Origin of the sequence: Saccharothrix sp. NRRL B-16348 (genome assembly GCF_001280085.1) — a bacterium.
In the GTDB taxonomy this organism is placed as follows: Bacteria; Actinomycetota; Actinomycetes; order Mycobacteriales; family Pseudonocardiaceae; genus Actinosynnema.
On record NZ_LGED01000276.1, the window covers coordinates 17473 to 39532 of the forward strand.

20 protein-coding genes are annotated in these 22060 nt (G+C 72.7%); 12 read left to right on the forward strand and 8 right to left on the reverse strand.

What is annotated here, in order from left to right; all coding sequences use genetic code 11:
- Nucleotides 1-37: 37 nt before the first annotated feature.
- Nucleotides 38-961 carry a glycosyltransferase family 2 protein gene (locus tag ADK67_RS47670; protein ID WP_231648717.1) on the reverse strand — a complete coding sequence of 308 codons (924 nt, stop codon included), beginning with the start codon at nucleotides 959-961 and terminating at the stop codon, nucleotides 38-40.
- 26 nt (nucleotides 962-987) lie between these two features.
- Here ADK67_RS47670 and ADK67_RS47675 point away from each other — a divergent pair, with 26 nt between their 5' ends.
- The 5 genes from ADK67_RS47675 (at nucleotide 988) to ADK67_RS47695 (ending at nucleotide 7826) form a co-directional block, all read left to right on the forward strand.
- Entirely contained in the window at nucleotides 988-2022 is a 1035-nt protein-coding gene (locus tag ADK67_RS47675) for a glycosyltransferase family 4 protein (protein WP_053723261.1), read from the forward strand.
- 79 nt (nucleotides 2023-2101) lie between these two features.
- Complete coding sequence (locus ADK67_RS47680) at nucleotides 2102-3229, forward strand: glycosyltransferase family 4 protein (protein ID WP_053723288.1); 1128 nt, start codon at nucleotides 2102-2104, stop codon at nucleotides 3227-3229.
- An 86-nt stretch (nucleotides 3230-3315) separates the two neighbouring features.
- Nucleotides 3316-3741, forward strand: coding sequence for a DUF4396 domain-containing protein (locus tag ADK67_RS47685; RefSeq protein ID WP_053723262.1), 426 nt, complete (start codon nucleotides 3316-3318; stop codon nucleotides 3739-3741).
- A gap of 10 nt (nucleotides 3742-3751) precedes the next feature.
- Nucleotides 3752-4603 (forward strand): glycosyltransferase family 2 protein, encoded by an 852-nt coding sequence (locus ADK67_RS47690; protein WP_157621657.1) that lies wholly within the window; start codon nucleotides 3752-3754, stop codon nucleotides 4601-4603.
- Between the two features lie 40 nt (nucleotides 4604-4643).
- Nucleotides 4644-7826, forward strand: coding sequence for an NACHT domain-containing protein (locus ADK67_RS47695; RefSeq protein WP_053723264.1), 3183 nt, complete (start codon nucleotides 4644-4646; stop codon nucleotides 7824-7826).
- On the opposite strand, the gene ADK67_RS47700 is transcribed toward ADK67_RS47695, so the two are convergent.
- A complete protein-coding gene (locus ADK67_RS47700; RefSeq protein WP_053723289.1) occupies nucleotides 7811-8647 on the reverse strand; it encodes a DNA-3-methyladenine glycosylase family protein in 837 nt (278 codons plus the stop codon). The two genes, ADK67_RS47695 and ADK67_RS47700, sit on opposite strands and share 16 nt — an antisense overlap.
- Before the next feature lie 82 nt (nucleotides 8648-8729).
- Nucleotides 8730-9806, reverse strand: a complete 1077-nt coding sequence (locus tag ADK67_RS47705; protein WP_053723265.1) for a nucleotidyltransferase family protein — start codon at nucleotides 9804-9806, stop codon at nucleotides 8730-8732.
- A gap of 157 nt (nucleotides 9807-9963) precedes the next feature.
- On the opposite strand from ADK67_RS47705, the gene ADK67_RS47710 reads away from it, so the two are divergent.
- Nucleotides 9964-10356, forward strand: coding sequence for a hypothetical protein (locus ADK67_RS47710; protein WP_063797965.1), 393 nt, complete (start codon nucleotides 9964-9966; stop codon nucleotides 10354-10356).
- Nucleotides 10357-10618: 262 nt separating this feature from the next.
- Here ADK67_RS47710 and ADK67_RS47715 read toward each other — a convergent pair whose 3' ends face one another.
- The 4 genes from ADK67_RS47715 to ADK67_RS47730 are packed head-to-tail and all read right to left on the reverse strand — an operon-like array spanning nucleotide 10619 to nucleotide 14228.
- On the reverse strand, nucleotides 10619-11161 hold the full coding sequence (locus ADK67_RS47715; RefSeq protein WP_053723267.1) for an NUDIX hydrolase: 543 nt from the start codon (nucleotides 11159-11161) through the stop codon (nucleotides 10619-10621).
- Nucleotides 11158-12492 carry a coenzyme F420-0:L-glutamate ligase gene (locus tag ADK67_RS47720; protein WP_053723290.1) on the reverse strand — a complete coding sequence of 445 codons (1335 nt, stop codon included), beginning with the start codon at nucleotides 12490-12492 and terminating at the stop codon, nucleotides 11158-11160. Before ADK67_RS47720 ends, ADK67_RS47715 begins: the two co-directional genes overlap by 4 nt.
- Nucleotides 12485-13450: a 2-phospho-L-lactate transferase gene (gene cofD, locus ADK67_RS47725; protein WP_053723268.1), complete on the reverse strand. Its 966-nt coding sequence runs from the start codon at nucleotides 13448-13450 to the stop codon at nucleotides 12485-12487. Before cofD ends, ADK67_RS47720 begins: the two co-directional genes overlap by 8 nt.
- 25 nt (nucleotides 13451-13475) lie before the next feature.
- A complete protein-coding gene (locus tag ADK67_RS47730) occupies nucleotides 13476-14228 on the reverse strand; it encodes a site-2 protease family protein (protein ID WP_053723269.1) in 753 nt (250 codons plus the stop codon).
- Between the two features lie 269 nt (nucleotides 14229-14497).
- Here ADK67_RS47730 and ADK67_RS47735 point away from each other — a divergent pair, with 269 nt between their 5' ends.
- Both ADK67_RS47735 and ADK67_RS47740 read left to right on the forward strand, forming a co-directional pair.
- Nucleotides 14498-14803 carry a WhiB family transcriptional regulator gene (locus ADK67_RS47735; RefSeq protein ID WP_053723270.1) on the forward strand — a complete coding sequence of 102 codons (306 nt, stop codon included), beginning with the start codon at nucleotides 14498-14500 and terminating at the stop codon, nucleotides 14801-14803.
- Between the two features lie 87 nt (nucleotides 14804-14890).
- Entirely contained in the window at nucleotides 14891-18160 is a 3270-nt protein-coding gene (locus tag ADK67_RS47740) for a glycosyltransferase family 2 protein (protein ID WP_053723271.1), read from the forward strand.
- A 217-nt stretch (nucleotides 18161-18377) separates the two neighbouring features.
- On the opposite strand, the gene ADK67_RS47745 is transcribed toward ADK67_RS47740, so the two are convergent.
- Nucleotides 18378-18821 carry a metallopeptidase family protein gene (locus tag ADK67_RS47745; RefSeq protein ID WP_053723291.1) on the reverse strand — a complete coding sequence of 148 codons (444 nt, stop codon included), beginning with the start codon at nucleotides 18819-18821 and terminating at the stop codon, nucleotides 18378-18380.
- A 150-nt stretch (nucleotides 18822-18971) separates the two neighbouring features.
- On the opposite strand from ADK67_RS47745, the gene ADK67_RS47750 reads away from it, so the two are divergent.
- The 4 genes from ADK67_RS47750 (at nucleotide 18972) to ADK67_RS47765 (ending at nucleotide 22058) form a co-directional block, all read left to right on the forward strand.
- The gene (locus tag ADK67_RS47750) at nucleotides 18972-19331 is read left to right on the forward strand and encodes a DUF3499 domain-containing protein (protein ID WP_073885657.1); all 360 of its coding nucleotides are present in this window, start codon (nucleotides 18972-18974) and stop codon (nucleotides 19329-19331) included.
- An 88-nt stretch (nucleotides 19332-19419) separates the two neighbouring features.
- Nucleotides 19420-20772, forward strand: coding sequence for a phosphomannomutase/phosphoglucomutase (locus ADK67_RS47755; protein WP_053723293.1), 1353 nt, complete (start codon nucleotides 19420-19422; stop codon nucleotides 20770-20772).
- Nucleotides 20773-20777: 5 nt separating this feature from the next.
- Nucleotides 20778-20975 (forward strand): Trm112 family protein, encoded by a 198-nt coding sequence (locus tag ADK67_RS47760; RefSeq protein WP_053723294.1) that lies wholly within the window; start codon nucleotides 20778-20780, stop codon nucleotides 20973-20975.
- 6 nt (nucleotides 20976-20981) lie between these two features.
- Nucleotides 20982-22058, forward strand: coding sequence for an SIS domain-containing protein (locus ADK67_RS47765; protein WP_053723272.1), 1077 nt, complete (start codon nucleotides 20982-20984; stop codon nucleotides 22056-22058).
- Nucleotides 22059-22060: the final 2 nt, after the last annotated feature.

The following is a 22060-nucleotide window of genomic DNA, read 5'->3' on the forward strand; positions in this document are numbered from 1 at the left end:
CTCCGCGTCGGGCTCCCACCCGGGCTTCCCGACCGGTCTAACGGCCCTGACGGCCCGCCCACTCCCGCCACACCACGCGCCGGTCCACGGTCGCGCGTCGGCCGATCCGCCACCGCTGTACCAGCGTGGCAGGCAGTCTCACCAGCACTTCCAGCAGCACGCGCAGGCGCAGCGGCACGTGGAAGTTGGCCGCGTCGGGCGTGCCGCGGCGGACCGGCAGCAGGGCCGTGATGGCCGCGAACCTGGCCAGTTCGCGCAGGGCCGTGCCCGCGGGCGCGCAGCGCAGGAGCATCAGCAGCCGGTTGCGCTCGTTCCAGCGGTGGAACAGGCGGGAGCCGGGGTTGGTGCTCGCGCCGTGCCGGTGGCGGACGCGGGCCGGTCCGATGGACAGCACCCGGTGCCCCGCCAGCCGCAGCCGCCAGGCCGTGTCGGTGTCCTCGTAGTAGCAGAAGAAGCCGGCCGGGACGCCGCCCGCGCGTTCCAGCGCTTCCCGGCGCAGCAGGGCCGCGCCGCCGCAGAAGCCGAACACGTCGCGACCGGCCAGGACCAGGTCGGCGCCGTGCCCGTCGGCGGTGAGTCGGACGCCCACCGACTGGGTCGAGCCGTCGGCCAGCAGCATGGACGGTGTCGCGGCGGCGGCGTCGGGGTTGGCGTCCAGGGCGTCCTCGAGGGCGGCGAGCCAGCCGTCGTCGGGGGCCGCGTCGTCGTTGAGCCAGGCCACGTACTCGGTGGTGATCCCGGGCAGCGCCGCCGCGAGACCGCCCGCGTAACCGCGGTTGACGGGCAGGCGCAGGGTCTCCGGGCGGCTCGGGTGCGCGGCGACCAGGTCGGCGGTGCCGTCGTCGGAGGCGTTGTCGACCACGAGTGTCCTGTGTGGACGCTGCCGGGCGAGGGCGTCGAGGCAGGCGGTGATGTGCTCGCGGCCACGCCACGTCACCACGACCACCGTCGTGCTGGGGATCGACACGGCGTGAGACGGTACGCGACGTGCCCGACCTCGTTGTGCTGACCGAGCAGTTGCTGGCGCCGGTGCCCGGCGGCACCGGCCGGTACACGCGCGAGCTGGCCGCCGCGCTGGCCGCCACCGCGCCCGCCGGGTGGACCGTGACGGGGGTGGTGAGCAGGCACGCGGACCCCTCGCCCGCCGAGATCCCCGGTGTGCTGGGCCCGCGCGTGCTGCCGCTGCCCCGACGTGCGCTGATCGCCGCGTGGGAGCGGGGCGTGCCGTACTGGCCGGGCGGTGACTCGGTGCACGCGTTCACGCCGTTCGCGCCGCCGCGCGGGCGGGTGGTGGTGACCGTGCACGACACCGTGCCGTGGACGCACCCGTCGACGTTGACGCCGCGCGGGGTGGCGTGGCACCAGCGCGTGATCAGCCGTGCGGTGGCGCGGGCGGGCGCGATCGTGGTGCCGACGTCGGTCGTCGCGGAGGAGCTGCGGCGGTACGCGCCCGGACCGGCCCCGGTCCACGTGGTGGGAAACGGGGTGACGGAGTTCCCGGCGGAGGAGCCGGTGGACGTGCCGCCCCGGTACGTGCTGGCGATCGGCACCATCGAGCCGCGCAAGGGTTTCGACCTGCTGGTGGCGGCGACCGCCGAGCTGGACGTGCCGCTGGTCGTGGTCGGGCCGCAGGGGTGGGGCGGGGTGGACCTGCGCGCGCCGCACGTCCACTTGTTGGGACGGTTGAGCGACGCGCAGCTGGCGTTCGTGCTGCGGCGCGCGGCGGTGCTGGCCGCGCCCAGCCTGGCCGAGGGTTTCGGGCTGCCCGTGGTGGAGGCGATGGCGGCCGGCGTGCCGGTCGTCCACTCGGACGCGCCCGCGCTGGTCGAGGTCGCCGGTGGCGCCGGGGTGGTCGTGCCACGCGGTGAAAGTGCGGCGCTCGTCACAGGACTTCGTTCGGTGCTGGCAGATCCCGGGGCCGCCGAACGCCTGATCGCCGCGGGGCGACTCCGGGCCGAGGCGTTCACCTGGGAAAACGCCGCGCGTTCGGTGTGGAAGATCCACTTGGCGCTGTTTCGTTAATGAACCGTTTGCGCCATTCCCGGTCTACCTGTCGGCTGCCCGCCGTACCCTTCACCGCGTGTCACCCGTCGAACCCAGCGTGCTGATCGACGCCACCGCCGTCCCAGCCGACCGAGGTGGCGTCGGACGGTACGTGGACTCCCTGGTGGCCGCGCTGGACGCGGACGGCGCACGGCTCAGCGTGGTGTGCCAACCCCGTGACGCGGCGCTCTACACGGCCCTGGCGCCCGACTCGCGGGTCATCCCGGCGGCGGACGCGGTGGCGACGCGGACCGCCCGGCTGACGTGGGAACAGACGACCCTGCCGAGGCTGGCGAACCGGCTCGGCGTGGCGGTCGTGCACTCGCCGCACTACACCGTGCCGCTGGCGAACCGGGCGGCGTCGGTGGTGACGCTGCACGACGCGACGTTCTTCACCGACGCGGTGCTGCACTCGTCGGTCAAGGCACGCTTCTTCCGCGCCTGGACCAGGGCTTCGCTGAGACGCGCGGCGCTGTGCGTCGTGCCGTCGCGGGCGACCGCCGACGAACTGGCCCGGGTGGCCGGCGCGGACCGGCGGTTGCTGCACATCGCGCAGCACGGCGTGGAGACCGAGCGGTTCCACCCGCCGACGCCCGAGCAGGTGGCGTCCGTCCGGCAGATGCTGTCGCTGGGTGACGCGCCCTACGTGGCCTTCCTGGGCGCGCTGGAGCCCCGCAAGAACGTTCCCGCGCTGATCCGCGGTTTCGCGCAGGCGTGCCGCGACCGGCCGAACCCGCCCGCGCTCGTGCTCGCCGGCCAGCCCGGCTGGGACAGCCAGGTCGAACGGGCGCTCGACGCCGTGCCGCACCGGGTCCGCGTGATCCGGGCCGGTTACCTTCCGTTCTCGTCGCTGGCCGGGTTCCTCGGCGGCGCGGAGCTGGTGGCGTACCCGTCGCTCGGCGAGGGGTTCGGGCTGCCCGTGCTGGAGGCGATGGCCTGCGGCGCGCCCGTGCTGACCACCCGGCGGCTGAGCCTGCCCGAGGTCGGCGGCGACGCGGTGGCGTACTGCGGGGTCGGCGCTGGTGACATCGCGGCGGCGCTCAGCGAGCTGCTGGACGACCCGGCCCGGCGCGCCGAGCTGGCTGCGGCGGCGGTCGTGCGGGCGAAGGACTTCTCCTGGTCGACGTCGGCGGCCCGGCACCGGCTGGCCTACGAGCGCGCGGCGCGCTCGCACCGCCGGCGTTAAATCCCACCTCTGCTCATTTCGTCTGTCCACTTGCGCCGAGCATACCCCCCGTGGGTATAGTCCTCCGCATGAAGGCATCCTGGTCAATGGCTGTATCGGCGACACTGCACTGCCTCACCGGCTGTGCCATCGGCGAAGTGCTCGGCATGGTCATCGGCACCGCGATCGGCCTGCCCAACTGGGGCACCGTCGTGCTGGCCGTGGCGTTGGCGTTCTTCTTCGGCTACGCGCTGACCCTGCGCGGCGTGCTGAAGACCGGTCTGGGCTTCGGCGCGGCGCTGAAGGTGGCGCTGGCCGCGGACACCGTGTCCATCGCGGTGATGGAGATCGTCGACAACGCGATCATGCTGGTGGTGCCGGGCGCGATGGAGGCGGGCGTGTCCAGCCTGCTGTTCTGGGGCGCGCTGGCGTTCTCGTTGGCGGTGGCGTTCGTGCTGACCGTGCCGGTGAACCGGTGGCTCATCTCGCGCGGCAAGGGGCACGCCGTCGTGCACCACACCCACCACCACTAGGGTGGCCGGCGTGACGCGTTACGGAGACGAGCTGGCGGTGGTGACCGTCACCTACTCGCCCGGTGAGACCCTGGACACCTTCCTGTCCACGTTGTCCACGGCCACCACACGACCGGTGTCGGTGGTGCTCGCGGACAACGGGTCCACCGACGGCGTGCCCGAACGCGCCGCCGCCGAGCACCGGCACGTGACGTTCGTGCCGACCGGGGGCAACCTCGGCTACGGCGCCGGCGTGAACCGCGGCGTCGCGTCGCTGCCCGACTCCGTCGGGTGGGTGGTGATCGCCAACCCGGACCTGTCGTGGGGCGTCGGGAGCCTGGACACGCTGCTGGAGGCCGCCAAGCGGTGGCCTCGCGGCGGCGCCTTCGGGCCGCTGATCCGCGAGCCGTCCGGCGCGGTGTACCCGTCCGCGCGGCTGCTGCCGTCGTTGGGCCGGGGCCTGGGGCACGCGCTGTTCGCGGTCGTGTGGCCGGGCAACCCGTGGTCGCGGGAGTACCGGCAGGCGGCGGCGACGCCGGAGGAGCGCACCGCGGGCTGGCTGTCCGGCTCGTGCCTGCTGATGCGGCGGGAGGCGTTCGACTCGGTCGACGGCTTCGACCCCCGGTACTTCATGTACTTCGAGGACGTGGACCTCGGCGACCGCCTCGGCCGCGCGGGCTGGCTGAACGTGTACGTGCCGGAGGCGGAGGTCGTGCACATCGGCGGCCACTCCACCCAGCGCGCGTCGAAGCGCATGCTCGCCGCCCACCACTCCAGCGCCTACCGCTACCTGGCCGACCGCCACCGCGGCCCCCTGTGGGCCCCGGTGATGCTGGCCGTGCGCGTTGGCCTGGCCTTGCGGCTTCGCCTGATGACCCGCTGACCACGCCCTGCCACGGGCCGTTCCCGTGGATGATGTCCCGATGCGCCGCTCCTTCTCCTACCGCGACGCGGTGAAGCTGCTCGGCGGCGACACCGGGCTCGTGAAGCTCCTCGACCACGCCTCCGCGGCAGCCGTGCTGGCCACGGGCGGGATCGACCTGCTGGACGCCCGCACCGAAGTCGTGCGGGTGGGCAAGCAGGTGCTGTCGTCCGTGCGCGAGAGGGTCTCCGGCCTGCACCGGGTCGACCGGACCCGATTACTCGAAGCCGCCCACGGCATCCTCGTCGTCACCTCGTTCTTCGAGGCCTTGGACGAGCTGGGGCTGCCGTTCGAGATCAGGTTGTCCCGGGATGAGCAGCTGGTCCTCGCAGGCGGTGGGCCCGCGCCCCAGCGCAAGGCGGGCGTCGTCGTCGCGCTGCTGGACACGGCGATCCCCCTGCCGAGCGCCGAACAGCCTCCCGAGGTCATCGCCGACGAGCTGGCGGACTTCTACCGGAACACGGTCGCGAAGCTCATCGACTTCGTCTCCGGCTTCGAAACCTGGGGCGACCTCCCCATGCGCAGGCGCGACGAATTCGCCGTGGACGCACAGGAGTTGCCGAGCCGGGCCGTGGCCCTCTACCGGGCGCGGTACCGGCAGCTGGCGGTCGACTGCCCCGAGTTCTCGGTGTGGACCTCCGGCATCGAGCACGCGGCGACCCGTGCCGAAGTCCGGACCGCCCTGGAGGACATGCGAGGGCTGTTGACGCAGCTCGCGGGCGCGCAGCCGCCCGACGACCGCCGCGACGCCCTGGCCCGCGGGTACCGGGCGGAGCTGGACCGGCCGATCGTCGACGGCGAGGTGCCGTCCGGGCTGGTCCTGCCGTCGTTGGGGCAGGCGTACGTGCCGCCGCGCTTCAAGGTCGTGCAAGCCGACCAGGGCGAGGACGTCAGCCAGGACGGCCGGTGGTCCGAGGTGCCGGTCCGCGCCGACCTGGACGACTACCTGGCCGGCTACTTCACGTCCTCGCAGGCCGTGGTCGCGCCGTTGATCGTGCTGGGGCAGCCGGGCGCGGGCAAGTCGCTGCTGACCAAGATGCTGGCCGCGCAGTTGCCCGCGGAGGACTACCTGCCGATCCGGGTCGTGCTGCGGGACGTGGCCGCCGACACGACGTTGCAGGACCAGGTCGAGGCCGCCATCACGCACGCCACCGGTGACCGGCTGACCTGGCCGGACCTGGCCCGTTCGGCGAAGCCCGCCATCCCGGTGGTGCTGCTCGACGGCTTCGACGAACTGCTCCAGGCCACCGGCACGAGCAAGTCGGACTACCTGGCCAGGGTGCGCGAGTTCCAGCAGCGCGAGCTGGACCAGGGACGGGCCGTGATCGTCGTGGTGACGACCCGTGTCGCGGTGGCGAACCGTGCGCGATTCGTCGGTCCGACCATGGTGCTCAGGCTGGAGCCGTTCGGCGCCGACCAGGTCTGCCGCTGGCTGGACGTGTGGAACGCGGTCAACCCCCGTGCCGTGCTGTCGCCCGAGGTCGCCCTGCGGTTCCCGGACCTCGCGGGCCAGCCGTTGCTGCTGTTCATGCTGGCGCTCTACAACGCCGACGGGAACGCGCTGCACGCCGAAGGGGCGGAACTGGCCAAGGCCCGCCTGTACGAGCGGCTGCTGACCAGGTTCGCCCGCCGTGAGGTCGACAAGAGCCTCCGCGACGCGTTGGACGACCGGGTCGAGCAGGCCGTGGAGGAGGAGCTGGTCCGGCTGTCGGTCGTGGCCTTCGCGATGTTCAACCGCGGCGTCCAGTGGATCGACGAGACCGAGCTGGACGAGGACCTGAACGCCCTTCTCCCCGGCGGCCCCCGCGGTGTCCGGGACAAGCTCCGGCTCAGCTCGGCGCAGTTGGCGGTGGGCCGCTTCTTCTTCGTCCACGCCGCCCGTGCCGCGCACGACGACCAGGTCTCGCGGACCTACGAGTTCCTGCACGCGACGTTCGGCGAGTACCTGGTCGCCCGGCTCGTCCACCGGTTGTCGCTGGAGGTGCTGGCCAAGGAACGGGCGGCGACGTCGCTGTACGGCCGTCAGGACGGCACGGGCTGGCTGGAGCCGGTCCTGTCCTTCACACCCTTGACCACGCGCACCCCCGTGGTGGCGTTCCTGCGGGAACTGTTCGCCGAAACCCCCGCCGCCGACCGCACGGACCTGCACGAACTGTTCACCGCTCTGGTCGCCACCGCCCAACACCGGCCGCCGGGCGCCGACCACCCCGACTACCTCCCGCGCGCCCTGCCGATCGCCGGCCGCATCGCCGCGTTCACGGCGAACCTGGTCACCCTCGCCGTCGTGGTGGGTGGCCGAATGGCGCTGTCGGGCTCCGATCGATCGGAGTGGCAATCCCTGACCCTGCTGTGGCAGTCACAATTGGGCATGGAGGGCTGGGATAGCATCACCCAAGTGCTGACCGTCGAGCAGTCGCTGCGAGGAGCGGTCGTGCTCCGCGGGGAAGAGTCGACTCGTCCGGTCGACCCGGAGTGGTTACTGGGAATAGCGCCGGGAATCGTGAATTACGAGCCGTCGGACTACTTTGATGAGATTCGCAGGTGGGAGACCGTCCACACGTCGTGGCGCGGCGGATTGCTGCTCCACAACCTAGAGCCCCTCAAGGCCGAGATGGATACAGTGTTGGGGGTGCTCGTGCCGCACGAAGGGCGGCTGGTCACGTCCTGGTACCTGCTGCTGACCGTGCTGACCTCGGCTGACCCGCATGCTCGGGTGTCGGCCTACACATCGGCCCTGTCAACGCTGCGAACGGTGCCGCAGCTGGGTAGGCGTTATTGGCCGGTGCTTCTCGACGCCCTGGCGAGGGATCCGGCGACCACTGTGTCATTGCTTGAAGAGGCTGTTGGATTCCGCAGGGTGATCGAGGATGAGTACGAATCGTTGGTCAGATGCGCATTGCGATTGATCAGGATCACCGGCATGCACCGCGACACGGTTTTTCTACTCGATGCTTTGCTCGACAGAGGGGCACGTTACCGTATCGGGTCGTATTCTGTGGTCGAGGTGTTGATCTGCTTCATCGAACTCGACTTGAATCTGAGTGATATCGTTGCCTTCCAGGACATTCCGCAGCTGATCGCCGAACTTGACTTGGCCGCGATCGCCGCAGCCGACCAGCACCTGCTTGTCCGTCTGCGGCGGGCGTTGGAGTCGATCGGGCTCGGCGATCACATGGCGCGGTAGTCGCGGGGGGAGAAGCGGGGGCCTCGGCGGGGTTTGGTGACGCCCGAGGCGAGGATGTAGCGGACGGCGCGGTGGCGTTGAGGGGTGTACGGGGCGAGGAGTTCGGCCATGCCGTCGTCGTCCACGGCCTGTCCGACCAACGCCCAGCCGACGATGCCGGCCAGGTGGAAGTCGCCGAAGCTGACCGCGTCCGGGTCGCCCCACGCCCGTTGCGCGACCTCCGCCGCCGTCCACACACCGATCCCCGGCACCTTCCGGAGCAGGTTGCGGCCTTCCTCGCCGCCCAGCTCGGACGCCCGCTCCAAGCGGTGTGCCACCTGGGCCGCGGCGATCAGGGCACGGCGACGGCCGCCGTCGACCCCCGCCTTGTGCCACTCCCAGTCCGTGATGCCCAAGATCGACCGAGGGGTCGGCGGGACGTACAGGCCGGTCGTGCCGGGCGCGGGCGTGCCGAACCTCCGGACCAGCTCCCGATACGACCGGAACGCCTCGATCCCCGTGACCTTCTGCTCCAGGATCGAGGGCAGCACGGCGTCCCACACGCGGCCCGTCGTGCCGAGCCTGATGCCCGGACGTCGCCGTCGCACCTCCGCGACCAACGGGTGGTGGCACTCGAACGCCGAGTCGTCGTCACCGTCACCCAGCAACGCCGGCAGGCCGTCCAGCAGCCACTGCGCGCCGTCACCCCACGCGTCCGCCTCCACCACGTCGGTGACGCGGACGTGCAGGGTGCCCGGGCCGGTCGGGGTGTTGGCGGCCAGCCACACCCCGTCGGCGCCCGCGCGGAACGTCGGGTCGCCGGCGCCCCGCCGCAACGGCATCAGCAGCGCGCCGACGTCCAGCGGGAACGTCGGCGTCCACGTCCTGGAGAGCGTCACCGGACCTCACCGGCCATGGTCGACCTCACACATCGGCGGAGAATCGCACCCCGCCCTCCGGCAGCACGACACCCGGCCACACGCGGGCGCCGTTGATCAGCTCGCACCGCGCGCCGACGACCGCGTTGTCGCCGATCACCGCGTCCGACACGACCGCACCGGCCTGCACCAGCGAGTTCGCCCCGAGCACGCTGCGCTCCACGCGCGCGCCCTCGCCGACCACCGCGCCGTCGAACAGCACCGAGCCGTCCACCACCGCGCCGGCCGCGACCGTGCAGTTCGTGCCCACCGTCGCACCGCCCTTGACGACCGCGCTCTCGTCCACCGACGCGCCGTCGAGGATCACCGCCTCACCCCGCAACGCCAGCGCGGCCGTCGGCGCGATCCCGCGCACCAGGTCCGCCGAACCCTGCACGAACGCGGCCGGCGTGCCGAGGTCCAGCCAGTACGACGCGTCGACGTACCCCTGCACCCGCGCGCCCGCCGCCAGCAGCCCCGGGAACGTCTCCCGCTCCACCGACACCGGCCGACCTGCGGGGATGTCCTCGATCACCTCGCGCCGGAACACGTAGCAGCCCGCGTTGATCTGGTTCGTCGGCGGGTTCTCCGTCTTCTCCAGGAACGCCGTGACGCGGCCGTCCTCGTCCGTCGGCACGCAGCCGAACCGGCGCGGGTCGTCCACCCGGACCAGGTGCAGCGTCACGTCGGCCTCGGCCCTGCGGTGCGTGTCGACCACGGCACGCAGGTCGACGCCCGACAGGATGTCGCCGTTGAACACCACGACGTCGCGTTCGCGCAGCTTGTGGGCGACGTTGCGGATCGCGCCCGCCGTGTCCAGCGGCACGTCCTCGACCACGTACTCCAGCTCCAGGCCGAGCGCCGCGCCGTCACCGAAGTGCTCCTGGAAGACCTCGGCCTTGTAGGACGTGCCCAGCACGACGTGCGTCATGCCTGCTTCCCGGATCCGCGACAGCAAGTGGGTGAGGAACGGCACCCCGGCGGTCGGCAGCATGGGCTTGGGCGCGGACAGGGTCAGTGGTCGCAGCCGGGTTCCCTTGCCCCCGACCAGAACCACTGCCTCGGCGCCTTGCAGCTCCGACATGCCGTTTTTCCTCCTCCGCTTACTTCCACCTGTAGTTTGCGAATACTCTGGCACGAGCACTCCGGCGGCACGGGCGGTGGTCCGTGTCGACGAGCGTCATCGATCGGCACGCCGGCGTTCCCCCAGCCGGCCCAAGGCACACGCAGGAGAGATCCGGATGGACCCCCGCGCTCGGGCCGACGCGGCGCTGGCCCGTGCTCGTGCACGTGGCCGCCACGTCGTGACGCCGGACAACATGACGTCGCCCATGGACTCGTCGGCGACCCAGCAGATCCCGAGATCCATGGTCAACGCGGTCGACCCGCGCGGCGACGACCCGGACTCGACCATGGTGCTGGCCGCGCACGTCGCCGCAGGTCAGCCCGCACCGCTGCCGCCACCACCGCCCCCGGCCGCCCCGGAACCCGAACCGGAACAGCGCGTGGCCCCCGGCCCGGTCCCGACCGTCCAACAGGTCCCGGCCGCCCGCCCGTCCCTGTCCCAACGCCTCTCCGGCGGCCAGCCCCAACACCCCCCGGGCCTCTCCCAACGCCTGAACGGCGACACCTGACCCACCCGCGTGTCGAACCTTCACGTCCCGCGTGTCCTACGTTCAGAACGCGCGTGTCCTACGTTCCGGTACCCCGAGTTCAACGCTCAGAACAACCGCGACGTGTTCTGAGCGTTGAACTCGCCTGTTCTGAACGTAGGACACGCGCGACGCGAACGTAGGACACGCGCGACGCGAACGTAGGACACGCGCGACGCGAACGTAGGACACGCGCGACCGCAAGGTTCGACACGCGGGACGCGAGGGTTCGACACGCGCGGGGTCAGAGGTGGGGGGTGGCGGCGGCGATCATGGGGTGCAGGTCGTCGACGTCGGGAGGTAGGGCAGTCAGGGGCCACCAGCGCAGGTCCAGGGATTCGGAGCTGCGGGACGGTTCGGCGGACGCCGGGGCGCGGACCAGGAAGCGGACGTCGAAGTGACGGGTCGGCTTGCCCAGTGAGCACGTGATCGGGTGCACGTCCAAGTGGAGCGGCACGGGGGAGATGCGCAGCCCCGCGATGCCCGACTCCTCCGTCGCCTCACGCAGCGCCGCACCGGCCAACGTCGTGTCCGACGCCTCGCAGTGACCGCCCAACTGCAGCCACCGCCCCACCCGGGGGTGCAGGGTCAGCAACGTCCGGGAGCCCGAGTCGTCGAGCACCAGAGCCGACGCCGTGATGTGCCCCGGCTCGCACGACCGCGCGCACGCGTCCTCCCGAGCCGCCAGGAACCCCAGGTACGCCTGCCGCAGCGACTCCTGCGTCCGGTCGGCGGGACGCCAAGCGCCCAAGGTGGCCACCGCGTCCGCGTGCAGTGCGGAAGTCACAGGTCCAGGTACCTCTCGTCCAACTCCGGCAGCGCCCGTGGCGTCAGCTCCTCCGCCGGGTGCCCGATCGCCACCGCGCCCAACGGCTCCCACTCGGCCGGCAGCTCCAGCACCTCGCGCACCACGTCCGCGCAGAAGATCGTCGACGACACCCAGCACGACCCGAGCCCCTCGGCGGCCAACGCCACCAGCAGCCCCTGCACCGCCGCGCCGCCCGCGATCGTGAACATGGTCCGTTCCGCCGCCGCCCTGCGCGAGTCCGGGTAGTCGTGGGCCCCGGTCCGCACCAGGAACGGCACGACGACCTCCGGCGCGTTCCGCAGGATGTCACCTCGCCCCACCCGTGCCGCGATCCGCTCCTCCGACCACCCGTCGCCACGCAGGTCCGCCCGCCACCGGTCGGCCATCGCGTCCAGCAGCACGTCCCGCCGGGCGATCAACCGCACGAACCGCACCGGCCGCGTGTGGTGCGGCGCGGGCGCGGTCAACGCCGCCGCCACGGCCCGCCGCACGACGTCCGCGGACACCGGCGAAGCCGAGAAGGCCCGCACCGAACGCCGCAGCAGCACCGCCTCGGCCCGCCCCTGCGCCACCGCCTCGGCCGTGCCCAGCCGGAACAGGTCCTCCGCCACCGGCCGGGTCAGGTCACGCGCCGTGGACCCGTCGTCGGCCACCGGCAACCCGCGCACCACCGCCACCGGCACCGCGCCCAGCTTGCCCTTCACCAGGTCGGCCGCCGCCGCGATCTCGTCGGCCACCGCGACCTCGGTCACCACCAGCGGGTTCCCGTAGCGGTCGACCGACCCGCCGTACCGGTGCAGCACCGCCAGCCCGGACGCCCCGATCGCGGCGTCCGTCTGACCCACCCGCCACGTCCGGCCCATCGTGTCGGTCACCACGACCGCCACGGACACGCCCAACCGCGCCGCCAACGCCGCCCGCAACGCCGCCGCGGACCCGTCCGGGTCGACCGGCAGCAACGCGATCTCGTCGCCGTTCACGTTCGACGCGTCCACACCGGACGCCGCCTGCACGATCCCCAGCTTGTTCTCGGTGATCAACGTCCGCCCGCGCCGCGCCAGCACGCGCACCGACTCGGCCTCGACCCACTCCCGCCGCACGGCGTCGCGCGCCTCGGGGTCGGCGGGCACCGATACCAGCCGACCTTCCACTTTGGACAACACCTTGGACGTCACGACGACGATGTCGCCGTCCGCCAACCAGGGCGCCGCGCCCGCGATGGCCGCCGCCAGGTCGTCACCGGGCCGGAACTCCGGCAGCCCGGCCACCGGCGTGACCGTGATCGGCGAAGCCGCCGCGTGGTCAGCCAACGTCGACACCGGCCAGTTCCAGCGCCGCCCGCGCCATCGCCGCCGTCGCGTCCACATCGGACATCAACAGCGGCACGGCGCGCACCGCGACACCGGGCACGTCGCACCGGTCGCCGGTGTGCACGAGCCACCCGTCCAGCACGCCCTTGTCCGTCGTCTTGCGCGAACCGTAGTACCGGCCGACGGCCTCGGCGGAGGTCTCCACGCCGATCGCGGACAGGCACGCGTCCGCCATCCCGCGCAGCGGCTTGCCGCCGACGATCGGCGACAGCCCCACCACGCCCGCCTCGGTCTTGCGCAACGCGTCACGCATCCCCGGCACGCCGAGGATCGTGTTCACGCTCACCACCGGGTTGGACGGCGCGATCAGCACCGCGTCGGCGTCGCGCACGGCGTCCAGCACACCGGGGGCGGGCGTCGCCGTCTCCACCCCGACCGACGCGAACGACCGCGCGGGCAGCTGGGCCTTGTGCTTGACCCACCACTCCTGGAAGTGGATCGCCTGCTCGCCCTCGTCCGCGGTCACCACGACGTGCGTCTCGACCCGGTCGTCCGACATCGGCAGCAGCCGCACGCCGGGCTCCCAGCGGTGGCACAACGCCTCGGTCACGGCCGACAGCGGGTACCCGGCGCGCAGCATCCGGGTGCGCACCAGGTGCGTCGCGATGTCCCGGTCACCCAGCCCGAACCACGTCGGGTCGGCGCCGTAGGCCGCCAGCTCCTCCTTGACCGACCACGTCTCGCCGGCACGTCCCCAGCCGCGCTCCTTGTCGATCCCGTCACCGAGGGTGTACATGCAGGTGTCCAGGTCGGGGCAGATCCGCAACCCGTGCATCCACACGTCGTCACCCGTGTTCACCACCGCGGTGATCTCGTGCTCCGGACCGGTCAGCAGGCTCTTCAGCCCGACCAGGAACCGTGCCCCGCCAACCCCGCCAACCAGTACGACGACCTTCACGAGTCGCCATCCTCCCACCAGGCGGTCAGCGCCAGAACAGGAAGGTGCCCTGCCCGCGCGCGGCCAGCCACCGGTCGCCGCCGATCAACTCGAACACGGTGTACCCGGCCTCGAAGAACAACCGGCCGATCGTCGGGAACCCGATCAGCACGGCGAAGAGCACGAACGGCGCCCACATCCGGGCCTTCGCGCCGAACTGCCGCGCCGAGTACGACATGTACGGCTCGATCGCACCCCAGCCGTCCAGCCCCGGGATCGGCAGGATGTTGAGCACGAACGCGAGGATCTGCACGGCCGCCAAGTACGACAAAGCGGCGGCCAAACCCGCCGGCGGCGTGAAAAGGATCACCGAAAGCGACAGCAGCACGCCGAGCACGAGGTTGCTCAGCGGTCCGGCCAGCGACACCATCGACTCGACCCGCTTGTCGCGCAAGGCGTGGTGGTTGATCCACACCGCGCCGCCGGGCAGCGGGATGCCGCCGAACGCCAGCAGCACCAACGGCAGCACGATGCTGAACACCGGGTCGGTGTAGCGGCGGATGTCGAGGGTCAAATAGCCCTTGGCCTGCACGGCGTAGTCGCCGCCGCGGTAGGCGACGATGGCGTGGCCGAACTCGTGCAGGCACAGCGAAACCGCCCAGCCGCCGAGCACGAACAGCACCGTGCCCGCCGTCAGCGCGGCCGTGGAGTCGTCGAACAGGGTCAGCACGGCGCCTGCCACCGTCACCGCGAGCAGGCTGAGGAACAGTGGACTCGGACGCACCGCTGATCGCTTCACCCTTCCAGTGTGGCCTCTCCGGACCGGTGGCTCACAGCCCGTCCGGTAGGCCATCCGCGCAGCCGTTATCGCTCGGCGCACCGTCCCAATCACCGTCTGTGCTGCTAGTCAAGGCTTTTCGCGCCATCTGCGGGAATATCCCCCGTCCTGTGGACTCCGCTTGACCGCGTGTTGTGACACAGGTGTAATCACATCGGTGTCATTCGTCGTTGTGGGGACGGCGAGTGGTGTCCGCCAACCGGGGAGAGCGGAAGGCGAGGAGGCGGACTATGCAGGAATTCGACGGGGGTCGCATCGTGGACGGGGACGTCCCGGCACCGGAGCCGGTCGTACTCGACCTGTTCGACGCGGCCGATGAGCAGGACTGGCAGGAGCGCGCCCTGTGCGCGCAGACCGACCCCGAGGCGTTCTTCCCGGAGAAGGGCGGCTCGACCAGGGAGGCCAAGCGGATCTGCCTCGGTTGCGAGGTGCGCTCGGAATGCCTGGAGTACGCCTTGCAGCACGACGAGCGCTTCGGCATTTGGGGCGGGCTGTCCGAGCGTGAGCGGAGGAAGCTCAAAAAGCGCGCGGTGTGATCGTGGCGCACGGGTGATCGCCCGCGCGCCTGCTCTGGCTTACCGTGGTCGTCCCACGGCGTAGTCGGAGCGACCTAGGAGCGGCACTTGACGAGCGGGGCCACTCCCAGGCTGCGCACCGCGCCCGTCCTGGCGGTGCTGGTCTGCCACGACGGCGACCGGTGGCTGGGCACGGCGCTGTCCTCGCTGCGCCGCCAGCAGCCGCGCCCGCGGCACGTGATCGCGGTCGACACGGGTTCCGTGGACGGCACCGCGAAGCTGCTCGCCGAAGCCGCCGAAGGTCCCGATCGGGTGATCGACGGCGTGCTGACGCTGCCCCGCGGCACGGGGTTCGGCGCGGCCGTGCAGGCCGCCGTCGACCACGCCGTGCAGCGGTGGGGCGATCCGGGCGCGTGGCTGTGGTTGCTGCACGACGACTGCGCGCCGGAACCGGACTGCCTGTCCGCGCTGCTGACCGCGGCCGAGGTGTCGCCGTCGGCGGCCGTGCTCGGTCCGCTGAGCCTGGACTGGACCGACCCGCGCCTGGTGGTGGAGGCGGGGCTGTCGACCGACGCGTCCGGCCACCGGCAGACCGGCATGGGCCGGGTCGAGCTGGCCGGGTCGTTCCAGCAGAGCACCGAGGCGTTGGCGGTGCCGTCGGCCGGCTCGCTGATCCGCCGCACGGCGTGGGAATCGCTCGGCGGCTACGACCGCGCGCTGCCGTTGCTGCGCGACGACATCGACTTCGGTTGGCGCGCCAACCTCGCCGGGCACCTCGTGCTGTCCGTGCCGGTGGCGCGGATGAGGCACGCGCGTGCGGTGGGGCGTGGCGCGCGGCGGTTGGACGCGGCGGCGGGCCGGCCCGGACCGGCGTTGCGGGGCGTCGACCGGGCGCACGGGCTGCGCACGTTCCTGGTCAACTGCGGCACGGCGTCGTTCGTCCTGGGGCTGCCGCGGATCGCCGTGCTCGCGTTCCTGCGCGCCCTCGGCTTCTTGGTGCTGCGCCGTTTTTCCGACGCCCGCGCGGAGCTGGGCGCGTTGCGCTACCTGCTGAGCGGACGGGCGCGGCTGCTGGCCGGACGTGCCGAACGGCCGGCGCACGGTGTGGTGCGCGGGCTGTTCACCAGCCGGATCACGCGGTCGCGCAACGCGATCCGCAGCGCGTCGGCCGCGTTGGTCCGGCGGCGCGTCGAGGCGGACCTCGCGTTGGGCCGGCTGCCCGAGGACGACACGCCGGGCGCGTGGTCCCTACCGTCCGAAGTGGAGCGTCCGGCGGTCGGCCCGGCGGCGCTGCCCGCCGGTGTGCTGTCACGGCGGCGTCCCGTGCGGGCGACGGGCGGGTTGCGCCGGCCCGCGGTGATGGTGCCGGTCGAGGCGCCGTCCGGGCGGCGGCCCACGCCACGCCCGCGTCCTTCGCCGGTGCCGCGCGGCCCGGGCTCGCCGCGTGTCGTGTTCGTGGAGGTCGACCGGGCCAGGGTACTGCGGTCGCTGGTGCTCGGACCGCCGTTGTTGCTGGTCCTGGGGCTGGCGGTGTTCGGAATCCTGGCCAACGCGTCGCGGATCGGGCTCGACCTGAGCGGCGGTCGGCTGCTGCCGGTGGGCGACCTGGAGAGCACCTGGTCGTCGTACCTGGCCGCGTGGCACCCGGTGGCGGGCGGGACGACCGCGCCCGCGCCGGCCGCGTTGGCCGTGCTGGGGACGGTCGGCGTGCTGGTCGGGTCGCCCGCCGCGCTGGTGGCGCTGCTGTTCATCGGCGACGCGCCGCTGGCCGGGCTGCTGGCGTACGCGGCGTCACGGCGGATGCCGGTGCGGCGGCCCGTGCGCGCGCTGGTGGCGGCGGCGTACGCGGTGCTGCCGGCGGCGACGTCGGCGGTGAGCCAGGGGCGGCTGGACGTCGTCGTGGTGCACGTGCTGGCGCCGGTGGTGTTCGCCGGGGTGGTGTCCGTGCTGCGGGGTGGGGCGGGCGCGTCGTGGCTGCCGGTGGCGTCGGGGACGGCGTTGGCGTTGGCGGCGGTGGGCGCGTTCTCGCCGTTCGTGCACGCGCTGGTGGCGTTGGGTGCGTTGGTCGGGTTCGTGGTGGTGCCCGGGCGGCACGGTGACGGTCGGCGGCGGGTGGCGTCGCTGTTCATGGTCGTGCTGCTGCCGATGGCGTTGCTGCTGCCGTGGCCTGCGGTGGTGCTGCAGCACCCGACCGTCGTGCTGCACGGGATCGGCGCGTACGTCGAGCCGCCCGCCGTGGGGCTGCTGGACCTGCTGTCGCTGCGGCCGGGCGGCACGGGCGCGTTGCCGTTCGTCGGGTTGGTGGTGGTCGGGTTCGCGCTGCTCGCGGCGGTGCTGCGGCCGTCGCGGTCGATGGCGGCGGGGTTCGCGGTGGTGGTGCTCGGCGGGTTCGCGGTGATCGTGCTGCGGACCGTGCCGGTCGCGCCGCTGCCCGGCGGTGACGCGTCGCCCGGGTGGGCCGGTGGGCCGTTGGTGCTGGTCGGGTGGGGGCTGCTGTGGGTGGTGCTGTCGGCGTTCCGGCGGGACGTCGGCACGGCGCCGGTGCGGCGGGTCGTGTCGGTGGTCGGGGTGCTGTCGGTGGTCGGGCTGGCGTGCGCGGCGTTCGTCGGGCTGGGGTCGGGTGGGGCGTTGACGGCGGACGGCGCGCGGCTGCCGTCGACGTTGGCGCAGGAGCTGCCGCGGACCGGGCGGTCGGTGCTGGTGCTGGGCACGCCGACGCGGCTGGTGGCCGGGCGGCTGCCCGCGTTCGGGGACGACGACCTCGTGCCCGTGCCGACGGCCGCCGCGCGGTTGGAGCGGTGGTCGCGCGACCTGACCGGCGGGTCGTCGTCGGCGGCGCGGGTGGCGTTGGCGCAGGCGGCGGCTTCGGGGGTGGCGTTCGTGGTGGTGCCGGACCTGGGGACGGCGCAGCGGGTGCGTGACGCGGTCGGTGAGCTGGTGGCCGTGACGCCGGCGATGTCGGACGGCCGGCCGGTGCTGCGGGTGCAGCTGGCGGCGGGCAACGCCGTGCTGCTGTCGCCGGAGCTGGCGCGGCGGGCCCGGACGGGCGGCAACCCGCCGGTGGAGCTGGGCGCGCCCGGCATCGCCCCGGTCGAGGCCGCGCCGCCGGACGTGGGCGTTCAGGTGTCGGAGGGGCCCGAGGGGCGGCTGCTCGTGCTGGCGGCGGAGGAGGAGCCGGGCTGGCGGGCGTGGGTGAACGGCCGTGAGGTGACGATCGTGCGGGCCTGGGACCACCTGGTCGGTGTGACGGTCCCCACCACGGCCTCGGAGGTGCGCGTGGAGGCGTCCTCGACCCTGCGCGAACTGCTGCTGATGCTCCAAGCCGCCGCCGGGCTCTTCACCCTCCTGACCGCGATCCCCTCCCGCCGCCGCACCTGAACGTTGAACTCACGTGTCCTGAACGTAGGACACGCGCGTTCCGAACGTAGGACACGCGCGACCTGGAGGTACGACACACGCGACGCGAACGTAGGACTCTCGCGCGTGTCCTACGTCCATCCAGAACGCGCGTGTCGAACGTTCAGAGCGCGAGAGTCCTACGTTCAGGGTTCGAGAGTCCTACGTTCAGGGTGGGTGAGTTCAACGCTCGGGACGGTCAGTCGCCGTCGATCACGTCCGGGTCCAGGCCCAGGTAGTTGGCCACCTGCTCGACCAGCACGTCGTGCACCAGGTCGGACAGGTCCGCGCCGTCCTTGGCCCGCGCCTCCAGCGGCCGCCGGTACAGCACGATCCGCGCACGGCGGTCGGCACCGGCGGGCACGAGCCGCGCCAACGGCACGTTGCCGTCCTCGACCACGTCGCCGTCGTCGCCCGACTGGATGTCCGGCACGTCGTCCACCGCGACGTCCAGCTGCGTGAGCTCCGTCCGCCACCGCGCCTCGATCGGCTCCAACGCCTCCAGCACCAGCGCGTCGAACCGCTCCGCCCGGCTGCGGGCCGCCGGCAACGTGGCCGGGTAGAGGGGACCGCGCAGCCCTCGACCGTGCCGGTCGCGGTTGCGTCGCCGCGGAGCGCCCTGCCGCCGTGAACCCCGAGCCATCACCACGAGGTAGAGGGTAGTTGTCCACCCGTGGACCCCGTACAGCCGGACCTCCGCGACCAGGCAACTTGCCGAAGCGCGCCACCACCGCCAACGCCGCGCCGGAGGTAATCCAACACACGCCGCGCGGGACGCGATATCGTCCCCGCCGTGCGGAGCGTGAGACGGTGCTCGCGAACCGGGTGCGCGAACCCGGCAGTCGCCACGCTCACGTACGCCTATGCGGACTCCACCGCGGTGGTAGGCCCCCTGGCGACGTACTCCGAACCGCACTCCTACGACCTCTGCGAAGAGCACGCCCTGCGCCTCACCGCGCCCCGCGGCTGGGAGGTCGTCCGGCACCAGGGCGAGTTCCGCGCCCCCGAGCCCACCGTCGACGACCTGACCGCGTTGGCCGAGGCCGTCCGGGAAGCGGGCCGGGCCACACCGCAGGTCGAGCTGCCGGAGCTGCCCGCGGGCACGATCCGGCGCGGCCACCTGCGCGTTCTCCCCGACCCGAACGAAGACTGAACGAAGACTCAACGACCGGACACGACGCTCACGCGCGCGCCGGTAGGCTTCCCAAGGCAGTGTCAAGAGCCAACTTGGGAGTGTGGCCGTGCGCGATCTGTCCGGCATCGTCAAGGCTTACGACATCCGCGGTGTCGTCGGCGAACAGCTCGACGCCGACGTCGTGCGCGACTTCGGCGCGGCGTTCGCCCGCCTGGTCGGCGGCCCGGCCGTGGTCATCGGGCACGACATGCGCGACTCCTCACCCGGCCTGGCCGCGGCGTTCGCCGACGGCGTCACCGCGCAAGGCGTCGACGTGGTCAACATCGGCCTGGCCAGCACCGACATGCTGTACTTCGCCTCCGGCAAGCTCGACCTGCCCGGCGCCATGTTCACCGCGAGCCACAACCCGGCCAAGTACAACGGCATCAAGCTCTGCCGCCCCGGCGCCGCGCCCGTCGGCCAGGACAGCGGCCTCGGCCAGATCCGCCAGGACGCCGAGCAGGGCGTGCCGGACGCCGAGGGCGTCACGAAGGGCGCCGTCACCGAGCAGGACATGCTCACCGACTACGCCGCCTACCTGCGGCAACTGGTCGACCTGAGCGGCAGCCGGCCGTTGAAGGTCGTGGTCGACGCGGGCAACGGCATGGGCGGCCACACCGTGCCGAAGGTGTTCGAGGGCCTGCCGATCGAGATCGTGCCGATGTACTTCGAGCTGGACGGGAACTTCCCGAACCACGAGGCCAACCCGCTGGACCCCAAGAACATCGTGGACCTGCAGAAACGCGTCCAGGAAGAGGGCGCGGACGCGGGGGTCGCGTTCGACGGCGACGCGGACCGCTGCTTCGTGGTCGACGAGCGCGGCGAGCCGGTGTCGCCGTCCGCCATCACGGCCCTGGTCGCGGTGCGCGAGCTGGCCAAGGACCCGGGCGGCACGATCATCCACAACCTGATCACCTCGCACGGCGTGCCGGAGATCGTCCGCGAGCACGGCGGCGTGCCGGTGCGCACCCGCGTCGGCCACTCGTTCATCAAGGAGGAGATGGCCAAGACCGGCGCCATCTTCGGCGGCGAGCACTCCGCCCACTACTACTTCCGCGACTTCTGGCGTGCCGACACGGGCATGCTGGCCGCGCTGCACGTGCTGGCCGCGCTGGGCGAGCAGGACGGCACGCTGTCCGCGCTGACCAGCGACTACTCGCGTTACGCGGCGTCCGGCGAGATCAACTCCACGGTGGACGACCAGCAGGGCAGGCTGGCCGCGATCAAGGCCGAGTTCGGCGGGCGCGAAGGCGTCGAGCTGGACGAGCTGGACGGCCTCACGGTGAACCTGCCGGACGGTTCCTGGTTCAACCTCCGTGCGTCCAACACCGAGCCGCTGCTGCGGCTCAACGTCGAAGCCGCCGACGCGGCCTCCGTCGCGGCGTTGCGCGACGAGGTCCTGGCGATCGTGAGGGGATGAGCGCCGTGGCCGTCCAACTGGACCCGCAGTTGCTGGAAATCCTGGCCTGTCCGTGCCCCGAGCACGCGCCGCTGAAGGCAGGCACCGCGTCCGACCCGCTCGCGGACTACCTGACCTGCACCTCGTGCGGCCGGTCGTTCCCGGTCCGGGACGGCATCCCGGTGCTGCTGCTGGACGAGGCTGTCGAGCCGACGGCCGGGTGAGTTCGGGTGCTTGACGACAGCCTCCTCGACGACCAGTCCCGGCTCACCGACGCCGACCGGGAAGGTCTGCTGCGCGCCGCCGCACGCGCCGGCGCGCAGGTCAGGGCCACCGCCGAGGCGGCAGACGAGCTCGGCGTCGCCAGGGCGTTCCAGGAACGCCCGCGGGCGCTGGTGCTGGTCACGCGGCCCGGCGTCGGCCAGGCCATCGCCGGCGTGGTGGCCGCCCTGCTGGGCACCCGCTGCCCCGTGCCGGTCGTCGTCGCCGACGACGTGCCGACGTGGGTCGGCGCGCTCGACGTGGTCCTCGCCCACACCGAGGACCCCGGCGACGTGCTCATGGCCGAGTCGATCGACCGGGCGGCCCGGCGCGGCGCGCACGTGCTGCTGACCGCCGAACCGGACGGCCCCGTGGCCGCGTCCGCCGCGCAGCACGCGCTGCTCATCCCGCCGCGCGTGCCCGTGCCGCAGGGCTTCGGCTTCGCCCGGGGCTTCGCCGCCTGGGTGGTGGCGCTCAAGTCGTTGGGGCTGCTCGACGTGGACGTGCAGGCCATCGCGGACGAGCTGGACCGCGAGGCCGAGCGGTGCCACCCGATGCACGAGTCGTTCGTCAACCCGGCCAAGACGCTCGCCCTGCGGATCGCCGACCGCACCCCGCTGCTGTGGGGACTGGACGACCTGGCCACGGCGGTCGCGGCGCACGGCGCGGGCGTGCTCGCGACGTACGCGGGCGTCGTCAGCGACGTCGCCGGCTATCCTCAGGCCCTGACCCGGTCGGTGCTGCACCGCCGGGCCGTGCGCGGCACGTCCGGAGCCGACCTGTTCGCCGACCCGGACGACGAGCACGACGGCCTGGTCCGCGTGCTGCTGGTGGCCGCGCGCCGAGGCCCGCAGGCCGACTTCGCCCGGCGGGTCGCGATGGAGACCTTGTCCGGAGCCGACGTGCTCGAACCGGCCGAGGAGGTGAGCGGCGGCGAGGCGGTCTGCGCCGCGCTGCTCGCCCTGCGGTTCGAGCTGGCCGCGCTGTACCTGGGTCTGGCGGCGGGAACGCTGGGCGGACCCGGGCTGTACGCGCCGGCCGTGTGAGG

Excerpts from the sequence above, each read along its gene's own strand:
- ADK67_RS47685 (WP_053723262.1), top strand. The coding sequence starts at position 3,316 with ATGGCTGTATCGGCGACACTGCACTGCCTCACCGGCTGTGCCATCGGC.
- ADK67_RS47695 (WP_053723264.1), top strand. The coding sequence starts at position 4,644 with ATGCGCCGCTCCTTCTCCTACCGCGACGCGGTGAAGCTGCTCGGCGGC.
- ADK67_RS47700 (WP_053723289.1), bottom strand. The coding sequence starts at position 8,647 with ATGCCGTTGCGGCGGGGCGCCGGCGACCCGACGTTCCGCGCGGGCGCC.
- ADK67_RS47705 (WP_053723265.1), bottom strand. The coding sequence starts at position 9,806 with ATGTCGGAGCTGCAAGGCGCCGAGGCAGTGGTTCTGGTCGGGGGCAAG.
- ADK67_RS47710 (WP_063797965.1), top strand. The coding sequence starts at position 9,964 with ATGGACCCCCGCGCTCGGGCCGACGCGGCGCTGGCCCGTGCTCGTGCA.
- ADK67_RS47735 (WP_053723270.1), top strand. The coding sequence starts at position 14,498 with ATGCAGGAATTCGACGGGGGTCGCATCGTGGACGGGGACGTCCCGGCA.
- ADK67_RS47745 (WP_053723291.1), bottom strand. The coding sequence starts at position 18,821 with ATGGCTCGGGGTTCACGGCGGCAGGGCGCTCCGCGGCGACGCAACCGC.